The following is an 18,695-nucleotide window of genomic DNA, read 5'->3' on the forward strand; positions in this document are numbered from 1 at the left end:
CTTGTACTATGGATGACCAGAAACTGAAAGACCAGCAAAGGGAGGCTGCCGATGACAAGCTCATCGAAGGAGCCTTCAAGCAAGTGCTTGATATCTATCTCGCCTCAAGACACCGCAGAAAGGTGGATATCATTACTAAAGCCTTTAACTTCGCTCGACAGGCGCACAAAGGTGTGCGCCGACTTTCGGGCGAACCGTATATTATGCACCCTATTGCCGTAGCTCGCATTGCAGCTGAGGAAATGGGATTGGGATCTACGAGCATATGTGCAGCACTGCTGCACGATGTAGTGGAAGATACCGACTATACGGTAGAGGATATAGAGAATATATTTGGGCCGAAAATAGCACAAATTGTTGATGGACTAACCAAAATATCAGGTGGTATATTCGGCGACCAAGCCTCGGCACAGGCAGAGAACTTCAAGAAGCTACTATTGATGATGAGCGACGACATTCGCGTCATCCTTATCAAGATATGCGACCGCTTACACAATATGCGTACGCTTGAGTCGCAACCAGCCAATAAACAATACAAAATTGCTGGCGAGACATTATATATATATGCTCCGCTTGCAAACCGTCTTGGTCTGAATAAGATTAAGACCGAACTTGAAGACCTTTCTTTCAGATACGAGCATCCTGAAGAGTATCAGTACATAAAAAACCGATTGGCCGACACACAAGCGCAACGCGACCAAATCTTTGCATCATTCACAAAACCTATACGCGAGGCTCTCGACCGTATGGGCATACAGTATGAGATAAAGGCTCGTGTCAAGAGCCCCTACTCTATTTGGAACAAGATGCAGAACAAGCACGTAACATTCGACGAGATTTACGACATTCTCGCTGTACGCATCATCTACACTCCTAAGCTTCGCTCGGATGAAATTAACGAGTGCTTCCGCATATACGTGGCTATCAACCAGATATACAAATCGCACCCCGACCGTCTGCGCGATTGGGTAAACCATCCTAAGGCTAATGGCTATCAGGCTTTGCATGTTACGCTGATGTCTAACCAGGGCAAGTGGATTGAGGTACAGATTCGTTCCGACCACATGGACGAGGTAGCCGAACAGGGTTTTGCAGCCCACTGGAAATACAAGGATGGCGAAGTGGCTGAACTTAACGATGATACCGAACTCAACAATTGGTTGTCTACAATCAAGGAGATTCTTGACGATCCACAGCCTGACGCTATGGACTTCCTTGATACCGTAAAACTAAACCTCTTTGCAAGCGAGATATTTGTATTTACACCAAAGGGCGAAATCAAGACTATGCCTGCCGGATGTACAGCTCTCGACTTTGCCTTCCAGATTCATACATTCCTCGGCAGCCATTGTATTGGCGCAAAGGTAAACCACAAACTTGTACCGCTAAGTCATCGACTGCAGAGTGGCGACCAGGTAGAGATACTATCTTCCAAGTCACAACACGTGCAGCAGTCATGGATAAACTTTGTGTCTACTGCTAAAGCTAAGGGCAAGATTCTGGCAATACTGCGCCGCGATAATCGCGAGACACAGAAGAAGGGCGAACAAATACTCGACGACTGGTTGCGCAAGAATGGTCTTGAAATGACCACACCTGTGCTGACTAAGTTATGCGAATTTCATGAATATCAGAAGACTGACGATCTATTCCTTGCTATCGGCAAGCGCACCGTACTTCTTGGTGACAAGGACCTTGAGGAGTTGCATGAGAAGAAATCGAACAATGGTGGTGGCTGGCGCAAGTTTGTACCTTTCTTAGGCAAGAAAGATGATAATGAGGATAAGAAGAAGAAATTCTTCACCGTTGGCGAAGGCTTCAACAAGAAGAAACCTGTATTTATCAACGAGGAAAATATAAGCCAGTTTGTATTCCCCACATGCTGTCACCCTATTCCAGGCGACGACATCTTGGGATTCATAGACAACAAGAACCGCATTGAGATACATCGACGCGACTGCGAGGTTGCCGCCAAACTAAAAGCCACTTATGGCAAGCGTATCCTGGACGCAAAGTGGGATATGCACAAGGTAATGTTCTTCGATGCCACAATAGAGATACGAGGCATCGACCGCAAGCGTATGCTGCATGATGTGGCAGAGGTAATCTCGGACAAACTTGATGTAAATATACACAAGATGACAATTGAGAGCAACGAGGGTATATTCGACGGACAGATTGAGATAAGAGTGCACGACCGCAGCGAAGTAAAGGTTATAATTGACGAACTGCGCAAGATTGAAGATATAAAAGAGGTGTTGCAGATATTGTAAGACACGCTCTTGATAATAAAAAGATGCCCAGTAAGGGAAGAACGTTAATAAAAAACGTTTTTCACTTACTGGGCGTCTTGCTATTAGATTACTCTTCCAATGCTGCAACAAATTCGCGGTGGAATGTTCCATGGAAGTGTTGTATTTCCTTACGTGTTTCCTCATCTAGTTCCCATACATTCTCCTCGCCTGCGCGATGGGCCAATAGATGACGTACACAACGAGCTATCTTGCGCTTGTTGTTGCGAGCCTGAAGCTGGTCGCCTTGTATGGTACGTTGTGATATATACGAGAAGGCAGCAAGTCGCTTCATAAATGTCTCGTAACGATTGAAGAGCAGAGCCTGACGCATCATCTTCTCAGGATCGGCATCCAACCCTTCCATATCCATAAGCCCCTCAAGATTCTCGTGGCTCCAATCGTCATCACACAGCCAATACCATTGAAAGGCATAACGCTGCTCCATATGCATAAGACGTTGGGCAAGCAAGTCCTCATCAACCTCCTTATCTTCTGTATAACGCTCAAAAGCAAAACGTGCCAATGCTACACCGTTAATCTCCACATCGCTTGCTCCATCTACATCCTCACCCGTAAGCTGTATGCGCCAACGCGACGACTTGTTCTTAACCAATATAGAATGGGCACCCATAAGCAACTGGTCGAGTGTTCCTTCTGTCTCAATCTCGTCAACAAGAGCAAGACGCTCACGCATATCGCGAACAGAAAGGCGATTGTCCTCAGTAAGCACACACATATAATTGAGCTTATTATCGTCAAGCGAAATCTGAAATCGGTCGTTAGAAGGATTGCCAACAAAACAATAATTGTAGTTGGATACGTCCTCATGCTTAATCTCGATATCGCCACTTACACGATTACCTTTATCATCAGTAAGCGAAAAACCTACATAAGGCATTACTAATCTCAGTGTGAAAGCATTGCCCTTGCGTGGAGTTAGATACATAGCAATACCATCCTCACCGAAGTCGTCCTTTTTTACAACCCAACCCTCATCTGTTTTAGTGGCACGGTCGATACTTATAGAACCATATCTCCATGTAAAGTCGAACACTATCTCATTATCATCCTCGCGTACCACATTTATAAACTGCTCGGTAGGTACACCAAGGTATACAGCCTCAACAGGTTCTACCTCCTCATCCCCATCACCAAGTACGCAGATATCAAGACGTCCCATCATTGGAGAATCTTCCCAATCATCAGGATCGGCACCTTCGGCACGAAAGACCACAAACGTAAGCTTGTGCTGCTCGCGAACACCACCCTTGCGACAAAGATAATAAGAAGTTTCCTCTGGTATATAAATAGGTGTACTGATGTAAGGGCTCATACAGCGAGCCGAATATTCTACCTCGGTCCAGGCAGAGGCATTAGAAGCTGTTGTATTATTAGAAGACATATATCTTTTTAAAATTAACAATGTTATCCTATGTAAAAGCTACTGCAAAATTACTGTATTTTTACGAGATATACAAATGATTAAATAAAGTTGTCAAAAAAACGATAAAACATTTGCATATTCAAAAAATTAGTCGTACCTTTGCACTCGCTTTAAAACATAAGGCAAACACGGAGATCCGCTAGCTCAGCTGGTAGAGCACAACACTTTTAATGTTGGGGTCATGGGTTCGAGCCCCATGCGGATCACAAAACATACAATCAAACAAATCCATTAAAAGGGGCTTTACTTCGGTAAAGTCCTTTTTTTGTTTGTTTTTTATCCCACAATATTTTATGAAACCAGTACATAAACAGTTTATCAATTTGTTTTATTAACTATGTCGCAGATTTGTCGCACCCTAAAACCAAAAAACGGCTCAGTGGAAAAGTACTGTGGATGTTTTTTTTGTTTCATAGTATTTTGTATCTTTGCATTATGAACATGCTTGAACAATTAGCCCGTATAGTTCTTCCCAAAGAAATACTGGACAATTTCGATATCGTCAAGATAGAAACAGATGAGTCTGATATTGACTCAATGAGTATGACCATCTATCTAGACGAGCGTATGAATGCTTATCTCCAAAAATCTGAGGACTACGAATCCAAAGGTTTTATGGATGCTGTACGCATAACTGATTTTCCGATTCGTGACCATAAAGTGATTCTTGTACTTCGTCGTCGTAGATGGAGAAACAAGGAAACAGGAGAGACATTTGTCGACCGTATTAGTGTTACCGAATCAGGAACCCGCTACTCGAAAGAGTTTGCGGCTTTTTTAAAAGAGACGTATGGACATATCCCCGACGACCTGCCGTACGCTTGAGCAATACTACCATGTAAACTCCAATACGTTGGATAAACAATACAAGGATGTCTTGAGTGACTATCGTACCTGGTCAGAACTAGAACATGCCGATGAATGGCTTGTCTTTCCTGACAACGTAGGTCGTAATTTGGCAATAGACGAGACCTCTATGTCTAACGGTGAATTGCGCACAATCGTCACCAACAGGGACAGACACGGAAAAGATCAATGTCTGGTTGCAATTGTCAAGGGTGTTAAGTCAGAGGACGTTATCAATGCCTTGAAGCATATACCGGAAGCACTTCTGAATATCGTTGAGGAGGTTACATTAGATTTGTCAGACTCCATGAGAAAGATTGTTCGCACATGCTTTCCAAAAGCAATGAGAGTAATTGATAGATTTCACATACAGAAGCTTGCTTGCGATGCTGTGCAAGAAATGCGCATTAAGCATCGTTGGGATGCTATACAAGAGGCCAATGACGACATGGAGAATGCAAAACTTGAAGGACGCGAATACGTGCCTTTTCGATATGAGAACGGAGATACGAGAAAGGAATTGCTAGCAAGGAGTAGGTATCTTCTTTTCAAATCAGGAGAGAAATGGACGCTGTCACAAAGCAAGAGAGCAGAGATCCTATTTAGAGAATATCCAGATTTGAAGACAGCTTATGGACTCTCGCATTCTTTGAGAATGATTTTCTCAAAAAATACTGTTAAGGATGCCGCAAGACTTTCTATGGCTAAATGGTACAACAAAGTGGAAGAAGCTGGCTTCCGTTCTTTCAATGTTATTGCTGCAACATTCTATGAACATTACGATGATATTCTTAACTTTTATAAAAATAGATCATCTAATGCTGCAGCTGAATCCTTTAATGCGAAAATCAAAGCCTTCAGAGCATCACTAAGGGGTATCGTTGATGAAAAGTTCTTTCTGTATCGACTTGCAAAGATTTATGCTTATCCCCACTAAATTTCCACTGACCCCAAAAAACGACATAACCAGTTGTATTACAACTTGCTATGTCGTTATTCGTTGATTATGAACGGCTTATGTTACACAATTTGACTATTTTAAGATTTGTAAATCGTTTTGTCTTTTTCAATAGACAATAAAAATGCTACTTTTGGTTTCACAACCATTAGTAGCATTTTTTATGGCAACAACTCAACAATTCGAAAGGATATTTACAAAGTAAAAAACTTTCTCTATCATATTTGAGTAAATTATATGTGACAAAAAAACAACAGGCGTTATGAGCGCAAACGTGACAAGATTACAATAAGCTTGACGCACGCTCCCAGTACCATTTTCAGTACCACCCAACTGGTACTGGAGTTTCATATAGGTGGTACTGGAGTTTCACTTATGTGGTACTGGAGTGTTACTTATGTGGTACTGGAGTGTTACTTATGTGGTACTGGCAAAGAACTTGTATGATTGCCTTTTAATTTCACATACCTTTCAATACAATCTTCAATCATTCTTATATAATATGAAGAGTCATGGTCTGATTGATCGTCAATTGCGATATTAAATCCTTCGCCATACTTTTTGTAGTATAGATCGAATAACTTATTCCAATTATTATCATACATATCTATGTTTCCCGATGTTTGCCAAGCAAAATGGTATTCTTTACCTTTGTATTTATACGCAAAACACATAGGTACTGCAAAATAGTAATTTTTGCCTTTTATTGTCCTATATCGTTTTTCTTCTGGTGCATCGAATGTTACTTTAGATTCGCCAATAAATGCATCTAAGATATCTTCACGATTGTTGCGCGTCAATTTCAGCGTTAAATATAGATACCTGTTTAACCATAACGATGGAGAGTTGGCCTTCCATTCAAGTTTATATCCAGAATTCTCGTTTATAAGATTCTTCCAGATGTTATTATCTATTAATAACTGTATGATATCGTCATGACTATCTGCAATCTCATTCGGTGATAAAAGCAGACCATTCACGTATTCTGAAAGATTAATGTCAGTTAGAACTTGTTTCCAACTCTCTTTATCTGTATCAAATACCGGTTTCCGTATGAGATTTATCCAATTTTCGCAATGAGAAATAAGCACTTGGTTAGCTTTTACCTTCTTTTCCTCTGAAAGTCCATCTTTGGTAAAGAGGTCTATGCAATTACAGAGTTTGGTCGCAAACTTCTCCCAAGGTTTTTCTCCATTACTATTTCTGTAAAGGAAACGGATGGAACCATGAAAGAACGCACATTCTTCAGCTTTCTCTATTGCATCGTTCCAATTACTCCATTTACCAAGTGTTTCCTCATTCCAATCACTTGGTATGGATTGATCATTACATTGCATTTGGATAGCCTTTTCAGCTTCCTCTTCTGCTTGCTCTGGAGGATTTGAACCGATTATTTCCTTGATTTGGCGAGAGTACAATGTTTTGTCCTCTAAGTCTATGATTTTTTTGACAAGTTCAACCCTGTTGTCTTGTACATTTTCGAGGATGTTCCACATTAAACGCAAAGCCTTTAAGAAATCTTTAGTTTCTATATTGTCAAATTTCTTAAAATATTCATAACAACAAAGTGTAAAATCGAGATCATTTTTATTTTTGGGATGAAAGAATGTCTCAAATAAAGTTCTGTCTCCAAAGTAAGGCACTATTTTTTGGTAGCGGTCCAGAACAGTTTTTATCATCTTTACACATGTGGCTGCAACAGTTGAAGCGATGGATTCTTTATTAGTGATACCTGAAAAATCAGAATAGGGAACAAATGGAAGTTCAATCTGACTCCAGGTATTGTGGGTGTATGCTGCAAGTTCCTTGATGCCATTACCGCAATCCACGCCAGTTTTTTTCGCTTCGTAGGCCATGATTCGTGCATACAAAGCGAAGAAAGCATTATCCGGCAATTCGTGTTGTTCGTCTGAACAAGTGAAAAAACGATTGGAAAGCTCTTCCATCTCTTTAACCCACCACTCTTTTTTATCTTCGCATAAGTCTTCAGAGAATTTGCCTTTGAAGTTCTCCCATTGTGTCAATTGCAATCCACGGGCATTCATCTTCATGTAGATATCATCACCAAAGGCATCTATCTTCAGATTAAATCTGATTTTTGAGGCAATGGCCTCCAAAATATCCTCTGCTGTGATGGAGTCTTGGTGTTTATTCCATTCTTCATGAATAGTGGAAAGCATTCTTATCATAGAAGCTACAGTTTCATCCTCTTTCCAATAGTCCACAAACCAATCCTGACAAAGAATATCAGGATTCGGGTCTTGGGTAATGTCCCATCTCGAGTCTTCACAAGTCAATGCCTGGCAGAATCGTTTAGCATTGATTCTGTCTTCATAGGTAAAACGAGAAAGTAAGCGCAGTAGTTCCTTACGATTTGAGGGTTCTGCCTTTTCCACTGCGTACCTTGCAATCAGCCATAAGGTGGTCAGGCGTTGCTGACCATCTACGGGTACAAAAGAATCTTCTCCATTAGTGTTGATGGGGCCATAGATGAAATGCAGATTGAATTCATTCTGCTTTTTTTCTATTGCAGTGAAGATTTCTTTTATAAACTGTTTACGTACGCTTTCGGCCTTGGGATTATTGGCTCCCTGGACATAGTGGCGTTGAATGCCAGGAATAACCACACGATACCTGGACAATAGTGCAAACAAATTGTCTGGTACTTCTATATAGTGCTTTAAAATATTATTTTTCATATTTTTACAGGATTCTTTAATTTGTCAATAAAACTATCGATGTCCTTGCTCATAGAATTTCGATAAGCTTTTTTATCTTCTTCTGACCAATATGGATCTGTCATCTTTAATCCAGGGAGTGATTTCATAAACACGGCTTCTGTGACAGGAGGTGCCCAATACTCAGTCCAACTATTACGTGCCCATTCAGAAACAGCTTCCCGTTTTCCTTCAAACAACTTGTTATTTAACGAGGAGTTTGCATCTTTTGGCAACAATGCAAGATTCCCGATAGAATTATCTTCTGTTGTCGGGTATCTACTGCCTAGTTTTTTAGCTAGCCAATCATCTCCTTTTCCTTTTCCGCATTCTTTTTGATACTCGTCAAACACACTTTTAGAATAGTCATTGCCTAACCACTCTTCTAGTTCTTTTTCATCCAAAACTTTTTGGTTTCTGGCAAATATATGCTCAATCGACCAAGCTTCTACTTGTCAATGCATTTCAAAGCTATAGCGATAGGCCCATCTTTTCCAACAGAAAGCGACATTGCTGAGCAACAGATAATTAAATAAATCTTCTCCCCAGTTGGAGTAATCGTTCTTGTCTTCTTTTGGCTTGTATTCTGCCATTTTTTCTATAGCGTCCAATATCTCCTTTCTTGTTTTGGGCTTGATATCCTTATTATTTCTTTGATGAACAATAGCTCCAAAAGCATGATACATGAGAGGGTCGTTGTACCATTCTAATAAACGATAAAATACTGAATATATCATTTCCCAAATCGTGATACGCGACTTGGTCTTCAGTTCGTCAAGAATTCTTGTAAGAAAAGGAAAAACCTCTTCCTCTTGTTCTGTCTTCGTTGGAATTAATCCTGCATAGCGCAACAGAACAGTCATTCCATCATCTTCTTTCCAGGTGTTACGTGGCGTTATGAATGAAAAAAAACTATTGTTATTAAGCATGCGTTCAATATCGTCCCATTCGTCAGCACGCGCTTTCGTTACATTCGATGTCTCGTCATTTCCTAAAGTCAGCATGACGCATTTTACCAATTCTGAATCTTTTGCTGGAATTTTACCGCTATTAAGATCGTTGAATGTGGACAATTCTTTAGCCTTTTCAACTTCATAGTAGAGAAATTTGCAACACTCTTTAATCTTTTTGCAGAATTCGGTTCTTCTTTCGGGTCCAATCTTAACCAATTTTTCCTCAATAACGTCTTTGGCCATATTCATGAAATACTTATCGAGAGCCTGGTTCGCCTCACGGGCATAGTCAATTGGTAATTCGCCACTTTCCTCACCGAGTATCAGCTTTAACGTGGTAAGTCGCTGTTGTCCATCCACTACATTTACTCTATTATTCTCTGTATCTTTAGCAACAGCTAATGCCTGGAGAAAATAGAAAGGAGTGGATTCGGTGGGACTAAAAGAGTCAATATCATCTATCAGCTGACTGACTTGTCGGCTTTTCCACCTATACCCTCGCTGATAGCTGGGAATATAGAAGTTGATATTGTCGTTTTCAAAATCAACTATTGATTTAAGTGAAACATTCTTGCTCATAAGTTTTCTTTTTTACATTTTCTTTATCATTCTAGCAACCTCTTTAGCTTAGTAAATAGGTTCAAACAATGTAGGTCTAATAAAGACATTAGAGTATTAAACGCATTCTTTCTACTGCCTTGTCAAGTATGCTCTTTGTCTCATTGATAAAAGCGTCTGTATCCTTGAGTCGGCTTGCAATGTTAAGACATCCTATCCATGTTACCTTTCCTTGGTTATTAATCATTGGCTTGAAAGACTTGTCGATGTCCATTAACGCAGATGATATCGCATCAAAAAACTCGTCTTTAGGATGATTGTTTTTAAGAGAACGGACCCCAATTTGCTTTTCAGACTGGTTGGAAATAGTAATAAGCAAAACAGGATTGCCTTGCTGGTCAGCTATGGATAATCTTTCTATATTCTCTTTCTTTTCATAGACTTCTAAACCTATATTAAATTTGCAGTAATTGCAAAGACTGGCATAAATATACTCCCAACGAAGGGTGATTTCATGCTTTATCTCATCTCTGTCATTTCTTTTCTTTGTGAATGATTCAAGAATGTCTTTTGATTTGGCATAAAATTCTCTGTAATCAATAGGCTCATTATCCAACTTAAAAGCACGCCCTAAAGATTTGCACACCAATTCCATCTGCTCAATCGACCAAGATGAAGAAGTATGTTCAATGCCATAAGTAGGGATACTGTCTATTTCCCCGTAATCAAGTTTGACAACATCACCAAGTAAAGGATTTTTGCTATCCAACAGCAACTTCATACAATTCTTTCCACCCAAGCAAATAATGTGTTTTGGGCGAATAATGTCTATCAACATTTTTGTATATTCAATTGATGCCTTCTGTGCCTCTTTGACTTTTAATCCATTAAGACCTGTTTCCTTATGCGTAGAAAAGAAAGTGGCATTAGTGAGTACAAAACGACTTTCATCTTTCATTAAATCACCAAAATAGCCATAATCAAGAATGGAACGGAGCCTTCTTACGATGCGCCATTCAAAGATGTTGAGATGAGGGGCACCCTCTTTCTTGAAATCACAATTTCCATGCAGCAAATATTCGGGTTTGGTAAATCGGTCTTTCTGATAATGTCCTCCATACCCAGGATTGATGCCAATGACCATTAGCTCAACGGGCTTGTCGTCTGTAAGTTGGGTAAGGTCTGACTGAGTGTAAAAATCCAAATCAAGGACTCTTGCCTCTTTTGAATAAAATTCATAGGCTTCTTCAGCCCATAGTCTCAGTTTTTCTTGAATATTCATGTTCTCCATTGATTACAGTTGGATTTATTAATATACAACAATTTTATTCTATGCCATATCTATTCACCATCCTTATACTTGTTCCACATTCTCTTTACTTTTCCTGCAATCTCCTTACGTAGCCATAGCGGCTCGAGTACTTCAAGGTCTTCACCATTCCATAACAGTTCCTGTTGGAAGTCGAATGTCGGGCGCACATGCAGTTCAAAGATGCTGTATTCATCTGTTTGCTCAGTCTCTTGTTGCGACTCATGCAGAGGAAGGTCGCGCAGGTAGTTAGCCTGACTGGTACTGACCTTGATTTTTACCTTCTCAATGTCGGTGCCATCGCCAGGAATTACACCTATACAACCATTGAAGTATTCCTGTGGATTGAACTCTTCAGGATATTCAAACGTGTGGCTCGAAAGGCGGAAGTCATGTATGCGGTCGAGACAAAAGACGAGGTCATAGCCTGCAGGCCAATTACGCCCAACCAAATACCAGCGTTGGCGGTATAGCTTTACGCATAGCGGCATCACATAATGGTCGCGCGTGTCACCTTTCCAGTAGTTGAAATAGTTGATATGAATGAAGCGGTTCTTCTTCATCGCATCTATTATCAGCTCCAAATATTCCCTGCCACTGGGCACGTCTTCAAGGATAATCCTGTTCTTGACAGATTTGCTTTCAAGGAGAAAATTACTCACCGATAGCGTACTGAGCAACCAATTTTCAATACTTCCACTCTTCATATCCTCCACGTTGGCGATATAATACCTATATGGAGCGGTCTTTTCGCAGTCTATCGACAATCCGAAGGTGTCGAAGATATTCCACTTCCACTTATGGAAAGTGCGCTTCAACATCTCCTCACCACCGCTCAAATCTACATTATCCATCCAGCGGCGGTTCAATTCCTCGAATGAAATCTTATGTGCCTTATAGATGGTTTCCACAATCCATACGAGCTTATTGGTTTGATTCAGTGCCATATTTGTCGTTTATATACGATAACGTTTCGGCTGCTAAGATATTGCTATGGTGTGTCTTTTTTTCATACCATCATAATCAATCTCGCTCTACAAGGTTGCAATTTGCAACCTTATAGGTGGGAGAAGCAGCTGCATAAAAGTTGGACCAACAATTTTTCGTCTAACTTTTCATCTGTTCCAGTCTCCCATGTATATTCTGCTTTGTGAAACTTATTTGCAAAGAACGAGACCAACTGACATAACTCACTCTTTTTCAACGGATATACTGATGCAGTAATAAACTGTAGCACAACCTTGTCATATTGTTTGCAATCAATCATTGCATAATCTTCAAACTCTCTGATTATACTTTCCACTCGCAACTCACCGTCATTAGGAAAAGAAATAATTCTTCTTTTTAAGACAGCACGTGCCTGTTGATTTTTGACATTATCTTTCATTTCTACAAAGGTACTGATGTGAATAAAGTTAATGTTTTCGGCGTGGCTATCGTGATTGTAAGATATAATAGGCTCTTATCCGGAAAGGTTTCCATATAGTCACCTACAGGAAGCATCATCTTTTCAGGAAGCGTTATCTTTTTCATCTCATCAGTATAGTCATTGGCTATGGTAATAGCCAAAATATACCTGCCATTTTCTTTTATATATATTGACTTTAGATGCGCAAGAGCTTCTGTTATGTCTTTTTTATACACATACGAGTGGGTAGATATTACGTTCCTTCCTCTTATAAGTATTGAGAAATCAGACAAATCAAAGCATAATAGACCATGCTTCTCTATACATATATTATATAGTTGCAGAAACTTTTTCAATTCTAAGTATGGATTGCTATCTGCCTGAAAAGACAATATAGAGAAAATGTCAGATTCTTCTTTGATACTGAGTTCTGGATTCATTTTTATTACGACATTTCTTCTTGTACATGCATGTGTTTCTAAGATTTCATTAACGCTATCGGCTCCTTTGTCAGTAGACACCAACACGACATTAACATGTACATTTGGGCTGTTCTTTATTGAATATATACCTTCTGAACGAAGCTCGTTGATTACTTGTTGGCTAACATAATCTGCCGCAATCAGCCGTAATGATTCAAGTGCGATTTTTTCCATTTTATTAATGCTTATATCTTTATAATCATAAATACAGTGCAAAAATAAAATGGAGCTATGCCAACTGTGGGCACAACTCCATTTTATAATGAAATAATATTAAGTTACACTATAGCTTTTTATAGTCTTTTGCAATACAATTTACAAAAGTACAAAATCTTTGTCGTAGATTTGTCGCAGTATAAAATGAAAAAACGACATAACTCGTTGCTTTACAACTTGCTATGTCGTTATTAGTTGCGGAGGCAGGACTCGAACATGCGACCTCCAGGTTATGAGCCTGGCGAGCTACCAACTGCTCCACTCCGCGATATTAACCATAAAATTTAATCTTTGTTGCGGAGGCAGGATGGGCGATTCCTTATATTCCCGGGTTTCAGACAGAAATCTTAATAACATTGATCACTTTTGGGGTTCAATATTCTTATTTATGGTCCTTTTCACGTCCTATTTGCAGAACGTAGTCTAAGCGTTGACCAAGCTCTTTATTAGTATTTTTTAAGTCTTCAATCCTCTGGTCTTTCTCGCAGATTACCATTTTCAGGGCCTTTATTTCAGCTCTGAGTGTAGTAACATCGGTGTTGACATAGTTACTGTTAACAACATTATTATTTCCTTGTATGTTCGGAGTGTCCGAGCTGTTGTCCGACTTGATAAGGAGGTCATCTAAAGAACAACCGAAGATCTCTGCCATTTTAATTAGTGTAGATACCTTTAGGTCTGGTCGACAATCGAAATATGATATACTGTTGTGAGACTTTGGGCCCCATAGTCTTCGGCTTAACTCTGAGAACGTCATTCCGCTTTTGGAAAGTAATTCCTTAACTCTTTGGCTCGTTACCATGCTATTTTCGTACTTCATTTTTAATTAGTGTTAAAATCCTTACGAATTAGGAAGATTCTATCCTGACACATAAGGATAATTAGCAAATAGTTTATATCTTTGCGTCAAAATTAGTGACTAAATCCGACATGAACAAGAAAATTGAACATAAAATCGATTCATTGAACCTGCAGGATTACTATGGTAACCTGTCAAAGAAGAATAAGGGACTTTTCCTGAAATATCTGGTTGTTGCTTACGATATGAACTATAGTACAATTCGTCGCAAGCTGACAGGTGTCGATGGGTTTTTCCTTAGTACGGTCGAGCGTATTGCTTGCAATGAAGCTATTAAAAACGAAGAAATATGGAAAAATTAAAGACATTAGAATTTTACGTCACCCCCGATGGCTCCGTATACTACAAGGAACCAGGCAAGGAGTCAAGACGGTTGACCAAGTTCAACACCGACATTATCGATTTTGTTAACAATCGAGTGAAAAAGTATTGGCCAGAGTGCTACTCAACATTATCCTTGTTGTACAAGCGCGTCGCCTTCCGTATCGCAGACCGTTTCATACGCTGCAACTTCGGCGAGCATGACTATCTCTCTCAAGACCTCGACAATGGTGTCATGCACTTCGAGGAGGTCCGCTGTCCTCTGCGAGGCATCTGTGAGCATGAGGGCGTTATATGCAAGCCAAAGTCAATGATCAAGCTCTCTAAGTGTGAGCGTGAGATTGCTGACCTCTACCTTGAGGGGCTTACCTTTACCAAGATTGCCGAGCGGCTTGGAAAGAACGCACAGACTGTCAAGGTGCAGCTGCGACGAATCAAGGAGAAGTGTGGCGTTAAGCATTGCCGCGATATTATCAGAGTACTAAGGTTAAAAAATTATTAATATGAAATCTCAAATGGATTCCTGGATAGAGGGTGTAACTTTCATGGCGCAGTTGAAGTTATGAAATGCGACTCGTGCCCTCACATGCGCCACTGTCTTAACGGCCGATGGTGCAGTTTACTTCTAAAATATGTAGAATATCTTAAAAATATAGAATGCGATTATGATAACAATAGATAGTTATACAAAATTTACCGAGTCTCTCAAAGAGACCGGAGTCTTGTCAAAGGACTTCCATATTATACAATACTCTGAAGGCTGCTGCCTTGGTGTAGATGGCAAGAGCAAAGAGTTTGAGGATGAAGCCTTGGAGAATGCTGATTATATCCTGTGGGATAAGTTCGGCATTGCCTACCGTACGCTTAATAGCGAGCGCCCTGGTGTGGTCATTGGCGAGGATGGTGTATCTATACAGCAGGTTCCTCAGTTGGTTCCTTATCCTCCTTTTAATCACCCTCAAGCAATTTATGATCTAAATGAGGTTGTATTCAGCTATGTTGATGCTGTGTTCGATATGTGCCGTAAGGATAACCGTACGGTATTCTTCATGTGCTCATCTGCAAAGGATGCTTATCCAATAAAAACTTGGGCGGAAGGTAAATGTAGTGTTTTTAGCATGGCTTTAGCTAAAAGTATGAGGAAAAATGATAAATTTAGAGCTGCTGTAAAGGAGGCTATGCGATTAGTCGACGAGGAAGAATCTGAAAAACTCTCCACGGAATCGTGACAACGTGACTCTGCAACTCCATGCCACGCTCCGCGTGTTTTCCCCATGAGCGTGGCACGCTTTAACTTTGCACCCTGAAGAACAAAACAATAAGCGAAATGATAACAGTAGAAAAAATATTAAGCGAAACAAATGGTGGCTTGAACATCATCCTCGACCTCTTTCCGCAAGCTAAGGATTGTGTAGGCCAGAAGAACAAGCACTTTGCCATTCGCAACGAACGCACGCCGTCGGCTTGCCTACGGCAATACGACTCGAAAAAATATGGTCGGATATGGCAGGTTACAGACTTCGGTGGTGATGGACGAGGCGAGAACGCCGTCGACTTATATATGCGTGAGAAGGGCTTCGACCGCTCACGCTTCAACGAGGCCATACTACAGATGGCTGCGGAATATGGTGTACGCGATGAACTTAATCGGTCTCTCAATAAACCGGATATTCGACAGCGTGATGCTCTGGCTGATGAAAAGGATGGTACACGCAGATGGGAGCTTAAAGACAAGTTTACGGAACGGGAACTTAAGGTACTCGGCCCGCGTGTCACTCAAGCTGATGTCGAAGCTCTGCATTGGTACTCGGTCAAATGGATAAGCAACGTCAAGGATCGTAAGACTACCATAAAATACTCTACCGATAACTACCCGATTTTCATGCGTGAGTGTGTCATTGAGGAAGCCACTCCTACACAGCCAGAGAAGAAGTTCTACAAGGTGTACGAGCCTTTCAACTGCGACAAGGGATTTCGTTTTTCCTACACTCCTGCAGGTGCCAAACCCCGGTCGTATATAAATGGGCTGTCGGAACTTATTAAAGCATACAAGAAGTACAACGATGAAGAAGAGAAGCTTTGGAATGCCGAGCATGGCGACGATAAACCATACAAGATAAAGAAACTCCCTGAGGCTGTCATCTGCTCTGGCGAGCGTGACTCTCTGTGCTGTCGCTCGATGGGCTATCCTCCTTTATGGTTCAACTCCGAGACCTACCAGCTCTCCGTAGATGAGTACAAGGAGATAATGAAATATGTCGAGGTGCTGTATAATATTCCAGACATCGATGAGACTGGTCGTCGCAAGGGCCGTGAGTTGGCCTTGCGCTTCATCGACATCCATACCGCTTGGCTTCCAGACAAGCTGCAGACCTTCAAGGATAACCGCGGTAAGCCTCGCAAGGACTTGCGCGATTGGCTCGAGATACATAGCGAGCGCAAGGACTTCCGCAACCTGCTCAAGATAGCCATGCCGGCTAAGTTTTGGGTGCAATACTTCGCCAAGGATGGCAAACCTAAGACTGAGATTGATACAGCGTGTCTCTACAATTTCCTCCAGCTCAACGGCTTCTATGCCTTGCACGACGAGAACTCGGCCAATACACAGTTCGTCCGTGTCGAGGGCAATATTGTCAAGCGTGTTAATGTCAAGGATATTCGTGAGTTTATCCGTCGATGGGTGGTTGATAGGTTCGAGGATCGCAACATCCTCAACCTGGTGCTTAATACCACCAAACTCTCTCCTGCAGCTCTTGAGTCGCTTCAGGAGGTTGACCTTAACTTTATCAACTTCACGCCCAACTCGCAATACTTCTTCTTTCCTAACAAGACGGTTGAGGTGTGCAAGCCTGTAGGCGAGTCGAATGGTATCAAGGAATATGACCCTGGTGCCGACGACTTGCATAACTACGTGTGGGAGGAGGATGTCATTCCGCATCGGTTCAAGGCGTTGGATGATATGTTTGAGATTACACAGTCAGAGGACGAGGATGGCCAGATTACTCTCGATATAAAGATTAAAAATGTCAAGAGCCATTTTTTCGGTTATCTTATCAACACGTCACGTCTGTATTGGCGTGCTGAGACTGAGACCAGGTTCAAGGACGACCGCAAGTCTGCAGAGGAGTATGTCAAGGCTCATCCCTTCCGCATCGATGGTGATGGCCTTACTGCCTATGAGATCCAGGAACAGAAGCGTAACCTCATTAACAAGATATTCACCTTCGGCTACATGCTGCATCGCTATAAGGACTCAGTCCGGGCTTGGGCCCCGTTGGCCATGGACAATAAGATAGGCGACGAGGACGAATGCAATGGCCGCTCCGGCAAATCATTCTTCTTCAAGGTGCTGTCCTTCTTGATGAAAACAGTCAAACTGTCTGGCCGTAACCCGAAACTGATGGACAACCCTCATGTGTTCGACCAGGTGAGCCAGTTTACAGACATGCTGCTTGTCGATGATTGCGACCGCTATCTCAATCTCGGTCTCTTCTACGACAATATCACCTCCGACATGAATGTGAACCCAAAGAACAACCGTTCCTTCACCATCAGCTTCGATGAGTCGCCAAAGATGGCGTTCACCACCAACTATGTGCCCCAGGACTTCGACCCGTCATCCGAGGCTCGATCATTGTACATGGTGTTCTCCGATTGGTATCACCAGAAGACTGAGGATAATGACTATCATGAGACTCGCTCCATCCGCGACGACTTCGGCAAGACTCTCTATGCCTACGACTACAGCGAGGAGGAGTGGAACTGTGACCTCAACTTTTGGATTCAATGCTGCCGCTACTATCTCTCTGTCAAGGATTCTGGCATCAAACCGCAGCCTCCTATGTCCAACATGGAGCGTCGCCGTCTGAAGGCGGCTATGGGTGTCAACTTCGAGGATTGGGCCAATGGCTATTTCTCGACCGAAGGTGACAACCTCGACAAGTTCATCGCGCGTGACGATGTCTTCACCGATTATCAGAGGTTCGCCAATGTCAAGCATATCACCATGCAAGCCTTCACCAAGAAGCTCAAGGCCTTCGGTAAGCTTTGCCCTTGGATTGACTGTATCAACCCTCCGGAGTATTGTAATTCAAGCGGACGCATCCAGAAAGCTGTTCAGATCACTCCTGAGCTGCGTAAGACCAAGGATATGCTCTATGTGCGCTCCATGTCTACAGATGCAGCAGCTGAGCCTCCCAAGGAGCAACAGCTGCAGTTCGATGGCGAGGAAGACAATCGGCCGTTCTAATCTTTTTTCTATCATAATTTCGCTTTAATCTTCAATGGGTGGCGGACTGCCAGGTATTTATTGCCTGTGCGGTCCGCTTTT

The 18,695-nt window shown here is 41.6% G+C and carries 16 protein-coding genes and 2 tRNA genes; 8 read left to right on the top strand and 10 right to left on the bottom strand.

From position 1 onward, the window contains the following. Nucleotides 1-8 precede the first annotated feature (8 nt). Nucleotides 9-2,273, top strand: a complete 2,265-nt coding sequence (locus tag C9991_RS00735) for a RelA/SpoT family protein (RefSeq protein ID WP_106810742.1) — start codon at nucleotides 9-11, stop codon at nucleotides 2,271-2,273. Between the two features lie 88 nt (nucleotides 2,274-2,361). On the opposite strand, the gene C9991_RS00740 is transcribed toward C9991_RS00735, so the two are convergent. Then, nucleotides 2,362-3,696: a hypothetical protein gene (locus C9991_RS00740; protein WP_232823207.1), complete on the bottom strand. Its 1,335-nt coding sequence runs from the start codon at nucleotides 3,694-3,696 to the stop codon at nucleotides 2,362-2,364. 175 nt (nucleotides 3,697-3,871) lie between these two features. Here C9991_RS00740 and C9991_RS00745 point away from each other — a divergent pair. From C9991_RS00745 to C9991_RS00755, 3 genes are all read left to right on the top strand, one after another. After that, nucleotides 3,872-3,944: transfer RNA gene (locus tag C9991_RS00745), tRNA-Lys, on the top strand. Between the two features lie 229 nt (nucleotides 3,945-4,173). After that, complete coding sequence (locus tag C9991_RS00750; RefSeq protein WP_106810743.1) at nucleotides 4,174-4,563, top strand: ISAon1 family transposase N-terminal region protein; 390 nt, start codon at nucleotides 4,174-4,176, stop codon at nucleotides 4,561-4,563. Further along, the gene (locus C9991_RS00755; RefSeq protein WP_106810744.1) at nucleotides 4,529-5,521 is read left to right on the top strand and encodes an ISAon1 family transposase; all 993 of its coding nucleotides are present in this window, start codon (nucleotides 4,529-4,531) and stop codon (nucleotides 5,519-5,521) included. Before C9991_RS00750 ends, C9991_RS00755 begins: the two co-directional genes overlap by 35 nt. A 434-nt stretch (nucleotides 5,522-5,955) precedes the next feature. Here the strand turns inward: C9991_RS00755 and C9991_RS00760 are convergent, their stop codons facing one another. The 9 genes from C9991_RS00760 to C9991_RS16560 form a co-directional block, all read right to left on the bottom strand. Continuing rightward, complete coding sequence (locus C9991_RS00760; protein ID WP_106810745.1) at nucleotides 5,956-8,241, bottom strand: DUF262 domain-containing protein; 2,286 nt, start codon at nucleotides 8,239-8,241, stop codon at nucleotides 5,956-5,958. Continuing rightward, nucleotides 8,238-8,696, bottom strand: a complete 459-nt coding sequence (locus tag C9991_RS00765; protein ID WP_106810746.1) for a GmrSD restriction endonuclease domain-containing protein — start codon at nucleotides 8,694-8,696, stop codon at nucleotides 8,238-8,240. Before C9991_RS00765 ends, C9991_RS00760 begins: the two co-directional genes overlap by 4 nt. A gap of 18 nt (nucleotides 8,697-8,714) precedes the next feature. After that, a complete protein-coding gene (locus C9991_RS00770; RefSeq protein WP_106810747.1) occupies nucleotides 8,715-9,791 on the bottom strand; it encodes a DUF262 domain-containing protein in 1,077 nt (358 codons plus the stop codon). Between the two features lie 88 nt (nucleotides 9,792-9,879). Beyond that, the gene (locus C9991_RS00775) at nucleotides 9,880-11,052 is read right to left on the bottom strand and encodes a hypothetical protein (protein ID WP_198643724.1); all 1,173 of its coding nucleotides are present in this window, start codon (nucleotides 11,050-11,052) and stop codon (nucleotides 9,880-9,882) included. Nucleotides 11,053-11,111: 59 nt separating this feature from the next. Further along, entirely contained in the window at nucleotides 11,112-12,026 is a 915-nt protein-coding gene (locus C9991_RS00780; RefSeq protein WP_106810749.1) for a helix-turn-helix transcriptional regulator, read from the bottom strand. Nucleotides 12,027-12,136: 110 nt separating this feature from the next. Then, nucleotides 12,137-12,466 (bottom strand): hypothetical protein, encoded by a 330-nt coding sequence (locus tag C9991_RS00785; protein ID WP_106810750.1) that lies wholly within the window; start codon nucleotides 12,464-12,466, stop codon nucleotides 12,137-12,139. A 2-nt stretch (nucleotides 12,467-12,468) separates the two neighbouring features. Then, nucleotides 12,469-13,143 carry a hypothetical protein gene (locus C9991_RS00790; protein ID WP_106810751.1) on the bottom strand — a complete coding sequence of 225 codons (675 nt, stop codon included), beginning with the start codon at nucleotides 13,141-13,143 and terminating at the stop codon, nucleotides 12,469-12,471. A 237-nt stretch (nucleotides 13,144-13,380) separates the two neighbouring features. After that, a tRNA-Met gene (locus tag C9991_RS00795) sits at nucleotides 13,381-13,453 on the bottom strand. Between the two features lie 114 nt (nucleotides 13,454-13,567). Then, on the bottom strand, nucleotides 13,568-13,837 hold the full coding sequence (locus C9991_RS16560) for a hypothetical protein (RefSeq protein ID WP_157949319.1): 270 nt from the start codon (nucleotides 13,835-13,837) through the stop codon (nucleotides 13,568-13,570). Between the two features lie 278 nt (nucleotides 13,838-14,115). Between C9991_RS16560 and C9991_RS00805 the strand changes: the two genes are divergently transcribed. The 4 genes from C9991_RS00805 (at nucleotide 14,116) to C9991_RS00820 (ending at nucleotide 18,614) form a co-directional block, all read left to right on the top strand. Then, nucleotides 14,116-14,346, top strand: coding sequence for a hypothetical protein (locus C9991_RS00805; RefSeq protein WP_106810753.1), 231 nt, complete (start codon nucleotides 14,116-14,118; stop codon nucleotides 14,344-14,346). Next, on the top strand, nucleotides 14,334-14,867 hold the full coding sequence (locus C9991_RS00810; protein WP_106810754.1) for a helix-turn-helix transcriptional regulator: 534 nt from the start codon (nucleotides 14,334-14,336) through the stop codon (nucleotides 14,865-14,867). The genes C9991_RS00805 and C9991_RS00810 overlap by 13 nt, the downstream gene beginning before the upstream one ends. Nucleotides 14,868-15,030: 163 nt before the next feature. After that, complete coding sequence (locus C9991_RS00815; protein ID WP_106810755.1) at nucleotides 15,031-15,594, top strand: hypothetical protein; 564 nt, start codon at nucleotides 15,031-15,033, stop codon at nucleotides 15,592-15,594. 98 nt (nucleotides 15,595-15,692) lie between these two features. Further along, on the top strand, nucleotides 15,693-18,614 hold the full coding sequence (locus C9991_RS00820) for a hypothetical protein (RefSeq protein WP_198643725.1): 2,922 nt from the start codon (nucleotides 15,693-15,695) through the stop codon (nucleotides 18,612-18,614). Nucleotides 18,615-18,695 lie beyond the last annotated feature (81 nt).

The organism is Prevotella merdae, from assembly GCF_900290275.1.
Classification (GTDB): Bacteria; Bacteroidota; Bacteroidia; order Bacteroidales; family Bacteroidaceae; genus Prevotella; species Prevotella merdae.